Origin of the sequence: Mitsuokella jalaludinii, from assembly GCF_928722185.1 — a bacterium.
In the GTDB taxonomy this organism is placed as follows: domain Bacteria; phylum Bacillota; class Negativicutes; order Selenomonadales; family Selenomonadaceae; genus Mitsuokella; species Mitsuokella jalaludinii.
Genome location: NZ_CAKMXA010000002.1, coordinates 1 through 16,858, shown reverse-complemented (window position 1 = coordinate 16,858; position 16,858 = coordinate 1). Strand labels below are relative to the sequence as shown.

Sequence of the window (16,858 nt, the reverse complement as noted above, 5' to 3'; positions counted from 1 at the left end):
AAGCAGCGAAAGAGAATAAAAAATGAAGGTGGAGTACATGACGTTCTACATGGAATTGCGCCGCCGTGAAGAAAAAGGCCGTGAAGAAGGACGCGCCGAGGGACAAGCTGAAGGACGAGCCGAGGGACGAGCTGAAGGCCGAGCCGAGGGGCGTGCTGAAGGGCTTGCCGAAGGGGCGATAAAGGGTAAGGCAGAGGCGTTGATGGGACTCGTGCATGACGGTCTCCTCACAATGAAAGAAGCGGCGAAGCGGGCAGGCATGACGGAAGAGGCTTTCCGCAAGCTGGCCATGCATTGAGGGATGCTGATGCATATGTAAAAGCAGCGAAAGAGAATAAAAAATGAAGGTGGAGTACATGACGTTCTACATGGAATTGCGCCGCCGTGAAGAAAAAGGCCGTGAAGAAGGCCTTAAAGAGGGAAAAGCAGAAGGCCGTTGGGCTACATTGGTGGAGCTCGTGCATGACGGTCTCCTCACGGTGAAAGAGGCGGCGAAGCGGGCAGGCATGTCGGAAGAGGCGTTCCGCAAGCTGGTGACGCACTGATTGGGCTGCATCCGGCGCCTGCGACAGTCCAACGGTGAACTTTGCAGGCGAAAACATCACATTTCCGCCTGAACAGCGACTGAGTCACAAGACAAACTTGACCCGCTGTGGTAGAATACAATCCAGGAGAGCTTTCATTGCTAGCGATGAAAACGAAAGGAAGCCCCGGTTGAGCAGAACCGGGGCTTCCTTTGGTGTTGAGAAGAATTTTCATCTATGTTATTGATATCAATTCTCAGTTATGCTATATTATCTATAGGCTTTCGTTAGCACCTCGATATGAGGCGCAAAGCTCTCCTAAGATATAATACACAGCAAAGATACCGGCGTACTGCTCATGCGCCGGTATCTTTGTGTCTATGTGGCTTTTACTTGTCACCGGATTGGGCATTGGCTTATAATAATAAGTGAGAAAAACGATTCAAGAGGGGGCATGCCAATGGACAAGACGAATCGAACAGATGCGCTGAAGGCCTGGGAGGATCTGACCATCGCGGACAATTTCATCTTCCAGAAGGTCATGCGCAAAAAGCGGCTCTGCAAGCGGTTGATCGAGAATATCTTGAACATCAAGATCCGCAAGATCACCTTCCCGGAGACAGAGAAGGATATCCACGTGCGCCGCGACAGCAAGAGTGTACGGCTCGATGTCTACGTCGAAGATGAGCAGGGCACGCTCTATGACATCGAGATGCAGACGACAGACTACGCGACTCCGGACGAACTGCCGAAGCACACGCGCTACTATCAGGCGATGATGGACATGGACGTGCTGAACAAAGGTGAGCTCTACACGAAGCTGCGCCGGACGTACATCATCTTCATCTGCACGTTCGACCCATTCGACCGAGGGCGAAGCCTCTACACGTTCCGTGAGACGTGCCAGGAAGAGCCTGCATTCCTGATGGGCGATGAGACAGCCAAGATCTTCTTGAACAGCAAGGGCAGCCGCGAGGGCATCAACCATGACCTCGCCGCATTCCTCGACTACATCGAGGGCAAATCCCCGCAGGGAAAATTTACCGAGAGTATCGCTGATGCGGTAGAAGCAGCGAAAGAGAACAAAGAAATGAAGGTGGAGTATATGACGTTTTTCATGGAATTGCGCCGCCGTGAAGAAAAAGGCCGTGAGGAAGGACGCGCTGAAGGACGTGCCGAAGGACGTGCCGAAGGACGTGCCGAGGGACGCGCTGAAGGGCTTGCCGAAGGGGCGATAAAGGGTAAGGCAGAGGCATTGATGGGACTCGTGCATGATGGCCTCCTCACGATGAAAGAAGCGGCGAAGCGGGCAGGCATGACGGAAGAGGCGTTCCGCAAGCTGGCCATGCATTGATGGATGCTGATGCATATGTAGAAGCAGCGAAAGAGAACAAAAATGAAGGTGGAGTATATGACGTTTTTCATGGAATTGCGCCGCCGTGAAGAGAAAGGCCGTGAGGAAGGACGCGCCGAAGGCCGAGCCGAAGGACGTTGGGTTACATTGGTGGAACTCGTGCATGACGGCCTTCTCACGGTGAAAGAGGCGGCGAAGCGGGCAGGCATGTCGGAAGAGGCGTTCCGCAAGCTGGTGACGCGTTGATTGGACGGCATTAGACGCCTGCGACAGTCCGACTGTGAACGTCTCAGACGGAAGCATCTCATCTTCCGCCTGATCAGCGACTGAGTCACCAGACTTGACCCGCTGTGGTAGAATACAATATAATACACAGCAAAAATCCCGGCGTACTGCTCATGCGCCGGGATTTTTGTGTCTGCATTCATTTAGTGAGCCGGTAGCTCTCATCGATCCACTTCATGATGGCCGCATCGGGATGCGTGTCATCCAGCACGACGGAGATCCAGGTCTTGTGGTTCATGTGATAGGCCGGATAGACACTTGGCAGCTGGCGGAGGGCTTCCCCCTGCTCCGGCTGTATCTTCAAGTTGATGATATCGACGGGATCGGGATTATCGTCCTTATCGAGCACGGCGCGTTTGACGTGCATGATCAGGGCAAACCATTTCCGATTGGAAGCATGACGAAAGGTTCCGTAGGACTGATAGTGCGTTTCTTTCTCCCATGGGAAATCCGGCGCAACCTGAAAGCGCTCAAGGATGCTCTGCGTCAGTCGGTTAGCCTGGTCGGACGCGAACAGCACATCTTGGCAGCAGGCCGCCGCAACCGCCTCCAGAAGTTCCTCATAGGCTGCGCGGACGGTGTTGACATATGCGCCCGTAGCATTCTTCTGGCGCAGCTGGTAGTACTCCTCATGGGAAATCGCATCAATCACACGGCCTGTGACCATTCCCTTCTCCGTCACCGTCAGGATGGCCTCGAAGTCTCCATTCAAAAAGCGCCGCTCAAGCACATAGTCATCCCCGACTTGTTGGAATCCAAAAGCGAGCATCTTCTTCAGCACCCATCGCTTCCGGGTAAAAATAGTTTCCTCGATTGACACCATGAGTAGTCCTCCCTTTGACAAAACCTGCAATGACACCATTCGCTGCGCCATCACAAATACGAGATACAGGACAAAAAGCAAAGCAAAAGCCGTTCAATCTGTTTCGACTGAACGGCTATTTGCTTTCTGTTTGTTTGTCCATGTTACTGTTCACCGCATGGCACCTTCAGTGGCCCATCGGACTCCCCTCCTTCGGAGAAATCACTTACCCGTCTTTCGAGCTTCGTTTCAAGCATCCGGTAAGAAGTCATCCTATCGATTCGAGCCTTGTCAATCTCTCTATGGCTTTCTTCCTTTTGCTTGACTATATTGTAGCAAAAGCGTGTAACAAAGTCAAGCATTTTCTATTATTATTTTTGGATTTCTGTAATGGCATGTATTATTTCATCAGGCTATTCGATTGATTTTTGTCTTTTAGGAGAGGGGATGCTATTTTATATTTGACAAAATTGATTTTATACAATATAATAAAGCCATATGATGAACAACTGACATGTGCAAGGATTTTAGGAGGACAAACATGAGCTTGAACGGAATCACAAAAGGTACAGAATTCGAGGACATGATGAAGCGCCTGATGCAGGCAGAGGCCAATGGCGTCATGATGTACTACGCGCTGGCACAGCTCGCACGTGAGCAGGGTCTTAAAGATGTAGCAGAGGGCTTTGTCGCTGCAGCCAACGAAGAAGCCGTCCACGCCGGCTTCTACGCCGTACTCAACGGCAAATACCCGTCCGACTTCTGGGGCCTCGTGCGCGCCGTGCAGAAAGCTGAGGAGAACGGCGAGGCACAGGTCAAGACGATCGCCGACAAAGTCCGCGCCGCTGGCTTCGATGAAGCTGCTGACCAGATGGAAATCTTCGCTCGCCAGGAAGGTGGCCACGGTGTACGCCTGCAGGCCATGCTCGACAAGTATCAGCCGAAGAAAGAAGACACGGCTGGCAAGAAAATCTACGTCTGCCCGGTCTGCGGCTACGAGTATGTCGGTGACATCAACGACGAGGACGATTCCTATGTCTGCCCGCTCTGCGGCCAGCCGAAGAGCGCCTTTGTCCTGAAGAAGTAAGATAGACACATTGCGCAGCTGATTCCCCGTGGTTGCAAAAATCCCCAATTCCCAATCAATCCTTTTCCTAAAAAGTGCAGAAACGCCCCGACTGACTGGATCCCCCACCAGTCAGTCGGGGCGTTTGCTATTTTTCCGCCATTACACCAATACGCAAGCATTTCATACTGACGCAAGAAAAAAATCGTACTTGCAGAACGCCTGCAAATAACTTAGCATATAAGTATGTAATACATGACTTTGATAGGGAGGAACCGATTATGAAAATGAAAAAAGTACTTGTCACCATGCTTGCCGCACTTTCTTTTGCCAGCATTTGCTCGGCAGCGGACACGAACGCCAAGAGCGTCGTGCCGACAGCGGAGCAGGTTGCAGCTGCACAGGCTGCGGCAGAAAAGAGCAAGATTGCCACGGCTGCGACGGCTGAGAAGGAGAAAGAGGCCTTTTTCAAGCACGTCCAGGGCAAGACCATCGCTGTGAGCTATGACAGCGGCTTCAAGTTCAACATCGACTATCCGGAAGTCGGCGTGCTGAGATGGACGCCGACGACCGGCCTCTCGCTCGCTCCTTCGGATAACGAAGAATATGAAGTGGCCGAAGTCGGCAAGGATATCTATCAGATCAACTGGATTGAGCAGAAGGGCATCGTCATCTCCCAGGTCATCAACTTCAAGACCCACAAGGTCTTTGCCTACATGACCTGGAACAAAGAAGGCGAGCGCGGTAACCGTGCATCCATCTTCCATCGCGGCACTTTCACGATCCACGAGGCCAATAAATAAGCAACCCGGCAACAACAGACGCTCCCGCCGACTTGTCGTGGACGAGCCGACCGGGCGTATCCCGTTGTTGCCAAAAAATACCTTTTGTTGTAATAAAAACGTTGACATTAAACTAAAAACATGGTATCGTATAGATCACAAGATGAAATTACAGCAATTACAACAATAGCGATTGAGGGCACTAGCCCGTATACGAAAAGGAGCGTTTATCATGAAAATTGCAGTTGTAGCAGCAAATGGTCGTGTCGCAAGAAAAGTCATCGCGGAGGCAGTGAGCCGCGGTCATGAAGTCGTCGCCTTCGGCCGCCATGACGAGAATGACACGCAGGCAAAGATTTACCACAAGAAGGATATCCTCGAGCTTACGAAAGAGGACCTCGCTGGATTCGATGTGGTCGTCGACGGCTTTGGCGCACGGACGGCTGAGCAGCAGCCGATGCACGTCAAGACGTCGCAGTACCTCTGCGACCTTCTCTCTGGGACGGATACGCGTCTCCTCGTTGTCGGCGGCGCAGGCAGCCTTTACGTAAACCAGGAGCACACCGCGGTATTAAGCGATAGCCCGGATTTCCCTGCAGAATTCCTGCCTGTTGCGCGGGCACAGGGCGAGGAACTGGCAAAGCTCCGGGAGCGCAATGACGTCAAGTGGACGTTCATCAGCCCGGCCGCCGACTTCCAGGCCGACGGCGAGCGCACGGGCAAGTATCTCCTCGCCGGTGAACAATTCACGCTCAACAGCAGGAACGAGTCGATCATCTCCTACGCCGACTACGCCATCGCCATGGTCGACGAGATTGAGAGCGGCAAGCACATCCAGCAGCGCATCTCCGTCGTCCGCGCGTAATCCCCACTCTTTGCAAGGATCCCCTAAAAGATCAAGCCCTTCCCCCGAATGGAGTCCCCGCCAGTCGGTCGGAGGGGCTTTGTACATTTTGGGAAAGGCATGCAGGCAAAGATTGTACTATGGAACTGCTTGGGAACTGCTTGTGGATAACTTCTCCTTGCTATGCTTGCTTTCAGCATAAATGCTTTTATATGCTTTCCGCGATTTCAGCCCAGTAATGGCGCGGTTTTGGAGCATTTTCGATTAGGGATTGTGACCTAACTATTAGGGATTGTGACCTAATAGAGTACAAAGTATTAGGAAATGTGACCGGAAGTATTAGGGATTGTGACCTATTTTGAGGTGATTTGATAAAATTACCTATTGAACGCCTAATACTTATTTGGTATAATGAGCCAAAAAGTAGGGATTGTGACCTACGGAAGGAAAAACAGGTCACAATCTCTACTCTAAAACCTAGCGAAAGCGAGGACACATTTATGGGGACATCAGAAGTGAATGAGAAATGTGCCATCTATCAGTCAAATCCCTTAATCGAGGCTAGGAAGCCCTTGAATGCTTTGGAGATGCGGCTGTTCCTGCTGGCTGTAGAAAATGTCAATCCACATATCTCTGGTAGCGACAAGTACTATGACAAGGACTTTGAAGAGTTCCATCTGACGCCTGCGGAGGTTAAGAGTATCTTTGGGCACGGTGAATACCTGAAGCGGCTGGAACATGTCTGTGATGAGATGCTGCAGAAAATCGTCACAGTGCGCGACCACGATGGTGGTTTTGTCAAGTTCTCCGTTTTTGTTCGCATTAAATACACGCCGAAGGATGGTTTGTACATCAAGTTCAACGAGGATATGCGACCCTTCCTGCTCGATATCTACGAGAGCGGTGATGGCTATACGAAAATCAACATGAAGCAGATCTTTAACTTATCTTCGGCCTATGCGATGCGCCTACTGGAACTCATGTTGCAATACCGTGGCACGATGCAGGGGAAAGTCATCACACGCCACATCGAATTGGATAAGCTGCGCTTCTTCTTTGACATAAAGCCTTCGCAGTACAAACAGATTGGTCCATTCTGTAAATATGTGCTGGATAATCCCATTCGTGAAATCAATGAAAAGACACAGTATCATGTGACGTACGTGCGGACGAAGACCGGACGAAAAGTGACGGGATTCACCTTTTCTATGGACTGCCGCCATCTCTTGCTCAATCGTACAGCCGAGGAACAAGTCACGCTGGAAGCACTGCCACCAAAGAAAGACCGTCATGGACTTTCGGAAAAGATGGTCAACAGACTGACGACGTTGTGCGGCAGCAACGAAGAGTTCCTGCGCCGCATGGATTATGCCATCGAACTGACAAAAACACGCAAGGTCAAGAATGTACCTGCTTTTCTCTACAAGGCTATTGCCGAGAACTATCTACAGCAGGATAAGGACATGCAAGCGGCAATTGAACACGAATTCCAGGCTAAGCAGGAAAACGCTGCCTGGGAGCTTGATGCCATCAAGATGTTCGGGGATTCGATTTCCCTCGACGTTGAAGAAATACCATTCGATCTGTCCGATGAGATGGAACGTGCCATGGTCAGCGTCGTGAAAAAGGCACTCGAGGAACGCCATCTCAACATCACAGCAAAACGCTTGCTTGAAACCCACGGCATGTCTGTTGCTCGCTTTATTGCTCTCTATTGCCAAGATGAAACACACTCATCAAAATGACAAATTTATACTGTTCGACAAATTTCCAGAAGGGGACGTATCTTAACCACCATTGATTCCACGGCAATCGAATCGGGTTAAAATCCGTCTCCTTTTCCTGTTATCGGGCTATCTGAGGCAATTTTGGGGAAATGTAGACATCATGGGCAGAGGATTTCTATCTTTAGGCGGCCGCTGGGGTAAAATACGTCGGTGTTTGGCACGGTTGGGGTTAAAATGCGTCACTCTATGAAAAAGTCCAGCACTGGACTTTTTGCCAGTGCTGGACTCTGGGATGAATGTCGACGGTCGGACGGTCGGACTGCTGACGGTCGTGCTGCTGTGTATCAGTCGATGGTGGAGCTGACTTTGGGTGTGGTCGTCTTGAGGTAGTGGAGGAAGTCGTCGAGGGGTAGGGGCTTTGCGAAGTAGAAGCCCTGGAGGATACGGCAGCCAAGGCTGGTGAGGGTGTCGGCCATCTGCTTGTTCTCGACGCCTTCGGCGGTGATCTGGACACCGAAGGACTGGAAGCCGTCGATGATGGCGGGCAGCAGTTTGTTGGTGTGATCGAAGTAGGCGCGGACGAAGGTCATGTCGAGCTTGACATCCTCAAAGGGGAACTTCAGGACGCGCATGAGGTTGGAGTAGCCAGTCCCGAAGTCATCGAGCGAGATCGTGGCGCCCTGCGCCATGAGCATATCGATATTCTGATGCAGGCGCGCTTCGTATGAGAGGGCCGACTCTGTGATCTCGAAGCAGAAGGAGCGGAGGGGGATGTGGTGATGCTGTGCGATGCGGCAGATGCGTTCGGCCATGTGAATATCGCGGCATTGGATCGGCGAGAGGTTGACATTGAGCCGCTTCAGGCCGAGTTCCTGAAGCGGGTGCTCGTTCAGGAACAGGCAGGTTTTCTCGAAGACCTGCTCGCCGATCTGGGTGATGGTGCCACTGCGCTCTGCTGCTGTGATGAAGAGGTCTGGCCTTATGAGGCCGAGTTCCTCGTCATGGATGCGCGCGAGCACCTCAGCGCCGATGATACGCCGCTCCTGCGTGCCGTAGAGCGGCTGCAGGTAAATCTGTACCGCATGGTTCTCAATGGCGCGGTCGACGGCCTGACGGATTTTTATCTTAAGGCGGGCCTGCTGGAAGAGCGACTGCTCCATGATGACGACATCGTGCTGCTGCTCGGCGCGCTGCAGGGCCATGGCTGTGTAGTCGAAGAACTGCTCGACTTCTTCCTGCTGCAGATGGCCGCTGAACATGGCATAGCTGGCCGTCAGATAGAGGTGGGCATGCGTGTCGATCCAAGGCGCCTGCATGCGCGCTTCAATCTCGTCATGGATCCTGGAAAAGTCGTGCTTCTTCGTCGTGATCAGGAGGAAGCGCCCGGCAGCCGCGTAGATGACCTGGCAGTCCGGAAAGGCCGCCTTGAGGTAATGGACGATGGCGCGCAAGCCCTTTGCCATCTGCCGCTCCCCGTAGAGGGCATTGCCCTCGGTATAGTCGTTGAGGCCGATGGCCACAGCAAAGAAATCACCCCTCTGGTTGATCTCCCGCAGATAGGGCGTGGCCGTCGCATAGTTCAGGGCGCCTGTCTTGCGGTCGATGAAGATGTCGGGATTCTGGAAGGCGAAGTACTGGATGAGGATGGCCAGCATGTAGAAGGAGTTCATGACGAGATACGGCGCGGCGTACATGCGCACGATATAGCCGATCACAAGCACGGCCCAGGCCCCGATGAGCGAGGCCTTCTCGACCGGATTCCAGGAGAAGCGGCGCAGGCCGATGTACGAGAGGAGCATCATGAGCAGCAGGTAGAAGTAGGCGTTGGCGTAGATGATGCGGTAGAGAAGGCCGCTGTGGTAGCCCTGCGCATCGATGGAGAAGACGAGCCCCGTCAGCGGTGAACTCAGGATCAGGATCGAGGTCAGGATGGCGGGAAGCTCGACAAGCCAGCGCGGGAACCTGGTAAAGCGCCCCCGCTCGTGCACGAGTGCCTCGATGTACGAGAAATCGAGAAAGGAACGCCAGATAAAGCCGAGGAAAAAGGCGGCGTTGACCGCATACAGGAGCCCGCTCGAGAAGAGCAGGTGATGAGCGTCCATCTCGCTCGACACGATGTCAAAGGCAAGCGTCAGGCCCTCTGCCCCCAGGAGCGCGCGGAAGAAGAAGTTCCGCCGGATGGGGAGGTAAACGCGCCGCAGGGACAGGATGCAGAGCAGGATGAGAACGATAAAAGAAGCCAGTGCAAATTCATAATGGTAAATCATGAGAAATCTCCCAAAAGGTATTAAAAACAAACTGTTTACCACGATTATAGCATAATCTTGTACGCATCTAAATGCTGTCATATAATTTGCCTGAAATTTCATTGGGGTGAAAACGGGATACATGGGAATGATTTTGCGTTTCTCTGCAGAATGTGGTACATTGTTGGAAGAACTGATTTTCATGAAGATTTAACGAAGCGGGCCACACCTGGCGACCTGCTGAAAAGGGATGGAGTGTATATGGAACGAAAACAATGGAGGCATCATCAGTTTGTGTGGAGAAATTCCCAGCCTGCTAAGTAGCTTCATAATCCCATGGTAACCTTACATCAATGTCGGAGCAGCGGAGCATAATCATATCAATCATGTTGTCTATATTACGAAATCCGTAGGCCATGTAAACGGATAGCTTGATTTTCCGATTGGTCGCCTCCAGTACGGCGTTGGACAGATGATGCTCCATTGTTGCCAGTATGGCATCGTAGTGACGGCGTATTTTCCGTTGGAGCTCGACAAACACATTGATGCGACAGTGCTGAGCCCATTTAATCCATCCGTCCAGTTCTTTCTTGGCGATAGCGACATTCTCGCACTGGAAAACAAGACGGAGTTTCTCTTTTAGCAGATAGGCACGATACAGCCGCTTGTCAGCCTTGGCAATGAATTCAAGCTGAGCTTGCTGTTTCTTGGTGAGATGCTCCGGAGCCTTTCCCAGAGCAAACCGAGAGCCTTTCAAGTCTTTGGCTGTGGTATCTTTCTTGGGACGACCGCGTTTCTTCGGAGTCTTATCTGCTGGATTCCTCAAGGCATCACGCCATGCTAAACGACGCACCTCGTCAAGGGCTTCAGTAGCCCACTGTACAACGTGGAACGGGTCAATGCATCGCTTGGCTACCGGACAAAAATCGTTGATGCATGCCTGAATCCATTTGGCACCATCACCAGATACAAGCTGTATATTGGCCAGTTGTTCTTTGCTCAGCAGCTTGAAGAACTTGGTGAAAATGGTCTTGCCATGTCCTTCATGAGCCCAGATAACCTTACCTGTGTCATGATTGATGACCACCGTTATGTACTTGTGTCCCTTCTTGTAGCTGGTTTCGTCAACGCCTATGCGGACAAGTCCCACGAAGTGTGCGGCTGGATTTGCATCAAGTTCAGCCCGCATCCTGCTAATGATAGAGCCGATGGTATTCCAAGAAATCCTGAGCAAAGAGGCAACAGCGGTTTTCGTGCAGGACAAGGAGAGCCAAGTGGCCAGCTCCTCAAATTCCTTTGTAAAACGGGACTTATGCCTTGCCCAAGGAACAGATGCCGTAACGACCCCATGTTTGGGGCACATGACACGATGTATATCTGCTACAATATAGACTTTGTGGGTATTCCAGTCGCAAGCCCGCCAAGAACGGGTGCCACCGCGGCCATTGTCATAGTGGACAGATTTTCTGCCACATATGCCGCAACGGCATTGTTCGTCTTTGGTAGGATGTGCCTTGATGACAATTGTTCCATCTGGCAAAATTTTCATGTCATCTATAGCGGTATGCTTGACATTTAGGATTGATTTGAGTATCTTTTTGGTGAGCATACATTTCCCCCGTACGATGTGTTTTTTAGCCGAAAATATCGTACAGGAAAATGTATGCTTTTTCAATGGTCATAAGGGATGGGAAGAGTTAGTTCCCCACACATTCTGATGGAGTGCCAAACAATGTTACATGCTCCTCGGAGCATTTTGCCTGATTGCCATACTCGTCATGGGCGCGCTGGGCTGCGTCAGCGGCTCGCCAATCGGTGGGCTGGCGGCCAAGAATGTCAAGCCGGTGCCGCTGACACCGATGGAGCAGGCCCAGAAGGACTATGCAAGCGTCACAATCACGTATCAGATTGGGGATGCAAGCGAAGTCCTCGACAGCGACCGTATCCTCTCGTGGCTCAGGGAGAATGAGGACGGCAGCGTCGCCTTTGATGAGCAACAGGCAAAGGCCTTCGTCAAGTCGCTTGCCGAGAAGTACGATACGGCCTACACGACGCGCACCTTCCACACGACCTCGGGCCACGACATCCAGATCGCGCAGGGCGACTACGGATGGCGCATCGACCAGGAGGCCGAGACAGCGCATCTCCTGCAGCTGCTCGCCGCAAAAGAGAGCGCGACCTGCGAGCCAATCTACGCGCAGACAGCCGCCGTGCACGCCAAGAACGACTGGGGCACGAGCTACGTCGAGGTCAGCCTGACGGATCAGTACCTCTGGCTCTACAAGGACGGCAAGTGCATCCTCGAGAGCTACTTCGTCTCGGGCAATCCGACCCGCGGCCATGCGACACCGAGAGGTATCTACGGCCTGACCTACAAGACACGCAACGCGACGCTGAGCGGCGAGGGCTACGACTCGAAAGTCAAGTACTGGATGCCGTTCAACCGCAACGTCGGCCTGCACGACGCCCCATGGCGCTCGAGCTTCGGCGGCCAGATCTACCGCTCGAACGGCTCCCACGGCTGCATCAACCTGCCGCCAGCCAACGCCGCCAAGATCTATGAGAATGTCGAAAAGAACACGCCTGTCATCGTCTACTGAGCGACGGCCCCTGCTCATACAGAAGACCGCTGCAAAAGCCTCCAAGCTTTTGCAGCGGTCTTTTTTGCTGCGCCTTGCGCATATCAGATTTTCTCGAGGAACGCCTGCACGTAAGGCAGTGCTGCGCCGATGGTGATGTTGTGCTTCGGCATGCGGCTGACCTCCAGGAAATCGTGCGCCTCAGAGAACGGCGTCTGCTCGGCAATCTCCTGATAGAGGTAGTCGATGTCGGCCTGCTGCAGGTAGGGCGCGAGATAGCCGCCGAGGATGAAGGTCTTATCGTAGATGAGGTGAAGCATGTTGATGGCCCGCGCCAGGTTCTTGAGGTACGTAATCCAGATTTCCTGTGCCCGCCGGTCCGCAGCGCGCACCTTCTCGAAGAATGCATCGAGATCTTCCAGGTCCCATTGGAGTGTGCGCAGCGAGCAGAGCGTCTCGAGACAGCCTCGCTTGCCGCAGTAGCAGCGCGCGCCATCTGGATCCATCTGAATGTGCTCAATCGTGACGCTGTGGCCGTGACGGCCTGTGATGATCTTGCGGTCCAGGATCAGCGCAGCAGCGAGGTGGCGGCTCAGCGAGAGGTAGAAGGCATCGTCCAGTCCGGGTGCGGCCCACAGCTCTGCAATCGCAGCGCTGTCGGCATCGTGGGCAAAGCGGCAGGGATACGGCAGGTATTGCTGAACGGCAGAGACATGCAGCCCTGTGCAGTCGAGGATCTTCCCGTAGATGACGCGCTGGCCGTCCGACGAAATCAGGCCTTGCATGGCAAAGCCGACGCCGAGGACTTGCTCGTCGCAGAACTGGCAGTCGTCCTTGAATTGCAGGATGCGGGCACAGACCGCCTTAAAGTAAGCATCCGTCGGCTGGAAGTCGATGGCAAAGACCGTGCGGTCAATCTTCCGGCCGTAGAGGTCGATGGCGATGATCTTGATCAGGTGACTCAGGAGCTCCACGCCGATGCTGACGCGATACTGCGGCTGGATAGCGTAGGCACTAGGCTTGCGCCCGACGACTTCGCTCTCGATCTGCCCCGCTTCGCGGATGAGCCCTTCCTCCTTCAGGGCATTGAGATTCGTCGTGATGGTCGGACGGCTCAGATGCAGGTCATAGGCGATATCCTGCTGTGCGACGCTTTCCTTTTGATAGATGTATTGATAAATCCGCTGGCGGTTCGTCTGGCGGATTTCAGATGGTGTGATGCTCTTCTTCATCATGATCCTCTCTTTTTACAAAATGACTTTTAAAAATGCTGTCATCATTATAGCACACAGCGAAAAAGAACGCCATATCACGGGGTACCTGCCAGATCGACAGGGATTTGCCCCGTGTTTTTTATGTTTTTTTCGATTTTCCTCTTGACAATCGGACGGCATGCGATTATTATATAAACAGATTTGAAAAATGATTTTACAAAATAGATAAACAGAAAGGAAGTCTTATCATGGGTATCCTTGAAAAAATGGCACTGACTGGCAAAAAAGGTTTCGTCACGGGCGCAGCTCGCGGCATCGGCAAGTGCACAGCTACGGCATTCGCTGAGGCTGGCGCAGATGTCGCGATCGTCGACCTCGACATCGAGACGGCCAAGAAGACGGCTGCTGAGCTTGCCGAAAAGACGGGCCGCAAGGTCATCGCGATCCAGACCGACTGCACCAACAAGGAACAGGTCGACGCTATGGTCGAGGAAGTCGTCGCCAAGCTCGGCGGACTCGACTTCTGCCACAACAACGCAGGCATCTGCATCAATGCTCCGGCAGAGGAAATGACGTATGAGCAGTGGCTGAAGGTCATCAACATCAACCTCAACGGCATCTTCCTGACGGACATCGCCGCAGGCAAGTACATGCTCGCACATGGCGGCGGCTCCATCATCAACACGGCTTCTATGTCGGCGCACATCGTCAATGTGCCGCAGCCACAGTGTGCCTACAACGCCTCGAAAGCTGGCGTCATCCAGCTCACGAAGTCTCTGGCGATTGAATGGGCCAAGAAGGGCGTCCGCGTCAACTGCATCAGCCCGGGCTACATGGCAACGGAGCTCACGATGAACTCCCCGACGCTGATCCCGCTGATCGAGAAGTGGAATGCGATGGCTCCGATGGGACGCATGGGCAAGCCGGAAGAACTCGAATCCATCTGCGTTTACCTGGCCGGTGACACGAGCACCTTCACGACGGGCACAGATGTCATCGTCGATGGCGCGTTCACCTGCTTCTGATCGAATCCAGCAAAATAGCGATGGGCCAGCAGAGACTGCTGGCCCGTTGTATAGAAAGAGAGGAAAATCATGACTGCGAAAGAGGCTCTGATTCAGGGAAAGACAGCCTTGGGCATCGAATTCGGATCCACGCGCGTCAAGGCTGTACTGATTGATTTATCGGGAACGGTACTGGCAGTCGGCATCTACGATTGGGAAAATTCCTTTGAGCATGGAATCTGGACCTTCCCCCTCGATTCCATATACAAGGGACTGCGCAGCTCGTACCGTGCCTTGAAGCAATCCGTCAAGGATCAGTATGGGGTGACGCTCACGACCATCGGCTCCATCGGCATCAGCGCGATGATGCACGGATACATGGCGTTTGACCGCCAGGGGACACTGCTTGCACCCTTCCAGACGTGGCGCAATACGAATACGCAAGAAGCAGCGGACCGGCTGACGGAACGCTTCCAGTTCAACATCCCACTCCGCTGGACGGTCGCACACCTCTATCAGCGCATCCTGGATGGAGAAGCGCACGTAAAGCACCTGGATTACGTCTCGACGCTGGCCGGATTCATCCACTGGCAGCTGACAGGCCAGAAAGTCATTGGCGTCGGCGATGCGGCGGGGATGTTCCCGATCGATCCGGCGACGAATGATTACGATGAATCGATGGTATCGTCCTTCCAGGCGCTCTTACAGCCGTATGGGTTCTCATGGGAAATGCGGGACGTATTCCCGAAGGTATTGGTCGCTGGCGAGGATGCCGGTTCCCTGACGAAACGCGGCTGCCTCCTTTTGGATGAGGACGGCGATCTTCTGCCCGGCATCCCGTTCTGCCCGCCGGAAGGCGACGCGGGAACCGGCATGACGGCAACTAATGCCGTGGCGCCGCGCACGGGAAACGTGTCGGCCGGAACGAGCACCTTCGCCATGATTGTCCTGGAGCATCCGCTGCAGAAGCTGCACCGCGAGATCGACATGGTCGCGACGCCGACCGGTGCCCCCTGCGCCATGTCACATGCCAACAACGGCACGACAGACCTCAATGCCTGGGTGCATCTCTTCGGCGAATTTGCCGCGCTCATGGGCCATCCTGCCAGCATGGATACGTTATTCACAAAGCTCTACACGAATGCCATGCAAGGCGATCCGGACTGCGGCGGCCTGCTCCCCTACGGCTATTACTCGGGTGAGAATATCACCATGATCAATGAAGGGCGCCCCATTTTCCTTCGGACGACGAAGAGCCGCTTCACCCTCGCCAATCTCATGCGGGCACATCTCTATACGTCATTGGGGGCCGTCAAGATTGGCCTGGACATCCTGCGCGATGAAGGCGTCGAGATGGACCGCATCATGGGCCATGGCGGGTTCTTCAAGACGAAAGGCGTCGGTCAGCGCTGCCTCTCGGCCGCCTGTGGCGCTCCCGTGACGGTCATGAATACGGCGAGCGAAGGCGGCGCCTGGGGCATTGCGCTCCTGGCTGCTTATCGGATTGACCGGCAGCCGGGCGAGACGCTCGACATGTATCTGGATCAGCGCATCTTCGCGCATCTCGGCGGTGTGACGCTGTCGGCAACCGAAGCGGAAACGCAGGGGTTCGAAGTCTTCATGCGTCATTATCGGGCCGGGCTCTCTGTCGAAAAAGCCGCCATCGATGCGTTAGATTGGTGAGGAGGGATTCTTGATGAGTAAATGGCGTGTTCGCATCGGATACGGCATGGGCGACCTTGGCTGTAATCTGGTGTTCAGTACGATGGCATCGTATCTGATGGTATTCTACACGGATGTATTCGGCATCGCCGCAGCAGCTGCTGGCACGATGATGCTGGTGACCAAGTTCATCGATGCGATGACCGATACCATGATGGGCATCATTGTCGATCACACCCACACGCGCTGGGGGCAGGGGCGCCCGTACTTCCTGATTGGCGCCGTCCCCTTTGCAGTCTTCACGTTCCTGACGTTCTATATCCCCGACTTCGATGCGACGGGCAAGCTGATCTGGGCCTATGTCACCTACTGCCTGCTCTGCACCGCGTACACGGTCGTGAACATCCCGCTGAACACGATTGTCCCGCGCCTGACCTCGGATATCCATGAACGCGATATTCTGGTATCGACCCGCATGATCTGTGCGATGATCGGCACGGCCATCGTCATGTCCATCACCGCGCCGCTCGTCGACTTCTTTGGTGCAGGCGATGAAGCGCAGGGCTATCTCGTCACGATGACGCTCTACGGCATCGTTGCGATGCTTATCTTCTTCTTCACGTTCTCGAGTACGAAAGAAGTCGTTCCCCCGACGGTCAGCAACGAGCACATGAGCCTCAAGGACAGCTTCAAGGGGCTGACGGGACAGGCATGGATCCTGTTTTTCCTGAACCTGTTCTACTTTTCCCTCTACGTGGTCCGCAATACG

Annotated in this window: 17 protein-coding genes; 13 read left to right on the top strand and 4 right to left on the bottom strand. The window is 53.7% G+C overall.

Annotation, left to right across the window (positions count from 1 at the left end; all coding sequences use genetic code 11):
• Window positions 1-22 precede the first annotated feature (22 nt).
• From QDI87_RS11295 to QDI87_RS11280, 4 genes are all read left to right on the top strand, one after another.
• Window positions 23-298, top strand: a complete 276-nt coding sequence (locus QDI87_RS11295; protein WP_255241120.1) for a hypothetical protein — start codon at window positions 23-25, stop codon at window positions 296-298.
• Window positions 299-341: 43 nt separating this feature from the next.
• Window positions 342-545 (top strand): hypothetical protein, encoded by a 204-nt coding sequence (locus QDI87_RS11290; RefSeq protein ID WP_255241119.1) that lies wholly within the window; start codon window positions 342-344, stop codon window positions 543-545.
• Between the two features lie 439 nt (window positions 546-984).
• The gene (locus tag QDI87_RS11285; protein WP_278743415.1) at window positions 985-1,878 is read left to right on the top strand and encodes an Rpn family recombination-promoting nuclease/putative transposase; all 894 of its coding nucleotides are present in this window, start codon (window positions 985-987) and stop codon (window positions 1,876-1,878) included.
• Between the two features lie 42 nt (window positions 1,879-1,920).
• Complete coding sequence (locus QDI87_RS11280; RefSeq protein WP_051652238.1) at window positions 1,921-2,124, top strand: hypothetical protein; 204 nt, start codon at window positions 1,921-1,923, stop codon at window positions 2,122-2,124.
• 178 nt (window positions 2,125-2,302) lie between these two features.
• Here the strand turns inward: QDI87_RS11280 and QDI87_RS11275 are convergent, their stop codons facing one another.
• The gene (locus QDI87_RS11275) at window positions 2,303-2,944 is read right to left on the bottom strand and encodes an MmcQ/YjbR family DNA-binding protein (protein WP_248617168.1); all 642 of its coding nucleotides are present in this window, start codon (window positions 2,942-2,944) and stop codon (window positions 2,303-2,305) included.
• Window positions 2,945-3,000: 56 nt separating this feature from the next.
• Here QDI87_RS11275 and QDI87_RS11270 point away from each other — a divergent pair, with 56 nt between their 5' ends.
• The 5 genes from QDI87_RS11270 (at window position 3,001) to QDI87_RS11250 (ending at window position 7,402) form a co-directional block, all read left to right on the top strand.
• Window positions 3,001-3,390, top strand: coding sequence for a hypothetical protein (locus tag QDI87_RS11270; protein WP_155948100.1), 390 nt, complete (start codon window positions 3,001-3,003; stop codon window positions 3,388-3,390).
• 116 nt (window positions 3,391-3,506) lie between these two features.
• On the top strand, window positions 3,507-4,052 hold the full coding sequence (locus tag QDI87_RS11265; protein WP_036377470.1) for a ferritin family protein: 546 nt from the start codon (window positions 3,507-3,509) through the stop codon (window positions 4,050-4,052).
• A gap of 260 nt (window positions 4,053-4,312) precedes the next feature.
• Window positions 4,313-4,834 (top strand): MoaF-related domain-containing protein, encoded by a 522-nt coding sequence (locus tag QDI87_RS11260; RefSeq protein ID WP_051652239.1) that lies wholly within the window; start codon window positions 4,313-4,315, stop codon window positions 4,832-4,834.
• 211 nt (window positions 4,835-5,045) lie between these two features.
• Window positions 5,046-5,678 (top strand): NAD(P)-dependent oxidoreductase, encoded by a 633-nt coding sequence (locus tag QDI87_RS11255; protein ID WP_036377473.1) that lies wholly within the window; start codon window positions 5,046-5,048, stop codon window positions 5,676-5,678.
• A 479-nt stretch (window positions 5,679-6,157) separates the two neighbouring features.
• The gene (locus tag QDI87_RS11250; protein WP_072003587.1) at window positions 6,158-7,402 is read left to right on the top strand and encodes a replication initiation protein; all 1,245 of its coding nucleotides are present in this window, start codon (window positions 6,158-6,160) and stop codon (window positions 7,400-7,402) included.
• 326 nt (window positions 7,403-7,728) lie between these two features.
• On the opposite strand, the gene QDI87_RS11245 is transcribed toward QDI87_RS11250, so the two are convergent.
• Both QDI87_RS11245 and QDI87_RS11240 read right to left on the bottom strand, forming a co-directional pair.
• Window positions 7,729-9,651 carry an EAL domain-containing protein gene (locus QDI87_RS11245; RefSeq protein ID WP_036377479.1) on the bottom strand — a complete coding sequence of 641 codons (1,923 nt, stop codon included), beginning with the start codon at window positions 9,649-9,651 and terminating at the stop codon, window positions 7,729-7,731.
• A gap of 295 nt (window positions 9,652-9,946) precedes the next feature.
• Window positions 9,947-11,239: an ISL3 family transposase gene (locus tag QDI87_RS11240; protein WP_072003553.1), complete on the bottom strand. Its 1,293-nt coding sequence runs from the start codon at window positions 11,237-11,239 to the stop codon at window positions 9,947-9,949.
• 130 nt (window positions 11,240-11,369) lie between these two features.
• Between QDI87_RS11240 and QDI87_RS11235 the strand changes: the two genes are divergently transcribed.
• Window positions 11,370-12,230, top strand: coding sequence for a L,D-transpeptidase family protein (locus QDI87_RS11235; RefSeq protein ID WP_036377482.1), 861 nt, complete (start codon window positions 11,370-11,372; stop codon window positions 12,228-12,230).
• An 83-nt stretch (window positions 12,231-12,313) separates the two neighbouring features.
• Here QDI87_RS11235 and QDI87_RS11230 read toward each other — a convergent pair whose 3' ends face one another.
• Window positions 12,314-13,444 carry an ROK family transcriptional regulator gene (locus QDI87_RS11230; protein ID WP_278743409.1) on the bottom strand — a complete coding sequence of 377 codons (1,131 nt, stop codon included), beginning with the start codon at window positions 13,442-13,444 and terminating at the stop codon, window positions 12,314-12,316.
• 227 nt (window positions 13,445-13,671) lie between these two features.
• Between QDI87_RS11230 and QDI87_RS11225 the strand changes: the two genes are divergently transcribed.
• The 3 genes from QDI87_RS11225 to QDI87_RS11215 all read left to right on the top strand — a co-directional run.
• The gene (locus QDI87_RS11225) at window positions 13,672-14,448 is read left to right on the top strand and encodes an SDR family oxidoreductase (RefSeq protein ID WP_036377485.1); all 777 of its coding nucleotides are present in this window, start codon (window positions 13,672-13,674) and stop codon (window positions 14,446-14,448) included.
• 69 nt (window positions 14,449-14,517) lie between these two features.
• Entirely contained in the window at window positions 14,518-16,110 is a 1,593-nt protein-coding gene (locus QDI87_RS11220) for a xylulokinase (RefSeq protein WP_036377488.1), read from the top strand.
• A 13-nt stretch (window positions 16,111-16,123) separates the two neighbouring features.
• Window positions 16,124-16,858 (top strand): glycoside-pentoside-hexuronide (GPH):cation symporter (locus QDI87_RS11215; protein WP_278743407.1); only part of this gene is annotated, 735 nt, incomplete at its 3' end.

Excerpts from the sequence above, each read along its gene's own strand:
- QDI87_RS11295 (WP_255241120.1), top strand. The coding sequence starts at position 23 with ATGAAGGTGGAGTACATGACGTTCTACATGGAATTGCGCCGCCGTGAA.
- QDI87_RS11290 (WP_255241119.1), top strand. The coding sequence starts at position 342 with ATGAAGGTGGAGTACATGACGTTCTACATGGAATTGCGCCGCCGTGAA.
- QDI87_RS11285 (WP_278743415.1), top strand. The coding sequence starts at position 985 with ATGGACAAGACGAATCGAACAGATGCGCTGAAGGCCTGGGAGGATCTG.
- QDI87_RS11280 (WP_051652238.1), top strand. The coding sequence starts at position 1,921 with ATGAAGGTGGAGTATATGACGTTTTTCATGGAATTGCGCCGCCGTGAA.
- QDI87_RS11265 (WP_036377470.1), top strand. The coding sequence starts at position 3,507 with ATGAGCTTGAACGGAATCACAAAAGGTACAGAATTCGAGGACATGATG.
- QDI87_RS11260 (WP_051652239.1), top strand. The coding sequence starts at position 4,313 with ATGAAAATGAAAAAAGTACTTGTCACCATGCTTGCCGCACTTTCTTTT.
- QDI87_RS11255 (WP_036377473.1), top strand. The coding sequence starts at position 5,046 with ATGAAAATTGCAGTTGTAGCAGCAAATGGTCGTGTCGCAAGAAAAGTC.
- QDI87_RS11250 (WP_072003587.1), top strand. The coding sequence starts at position 6,158 with ATGGGGACATCAGAAGTGAATGAGAAATGTGCCATCTATCAGTCAAAT.
- QDI87_RS11245 (WP_036377479.1), bottom strand. The coding sequence starts at position 9,651 with ATGATTTACCATTATGAATTTGCACTGGCTTCTTTTATCGTTCTCATC.
- QDI87_RS11240 (WP_072003553.1), bottom strand. The coding sequence starts at position 11,239 with ATGCTCACCAAAAAGATACTCAAATCAATCCTAAATGTCAAGCATACC.
- QDI87_RS11235 (WP_036377482.1), top strand. The coding sequence starts at position 11,370 with ATGCTCCTCGGAGCATTTTGCCTGATTGCCATACTCGTCATGGGCGCG.
- QDI87_RS11230 (WP_278743409.1), bottom strand. The coding sequence starts at position 13,444 with ATGATGAAGAAGAGCATCACACCATCTGAAATCCGCCAGACGAACCGC.
- QDI87_RS11225 (WP_036377485.1), top strand. The coding sequence starts at position 13,672 with ATGGGTATCCTTGAAAAAATGGCACTGACTGGCAAAAAAGGTTTCGTC.
- QDI87_RS11220 (WP_036377488.1), top strand. The coding sequence starts at position 14,518 with ATGACTGCGAAAGAGGCTCTGATTCAGGGAAAGACAGCCTTGGGCATC.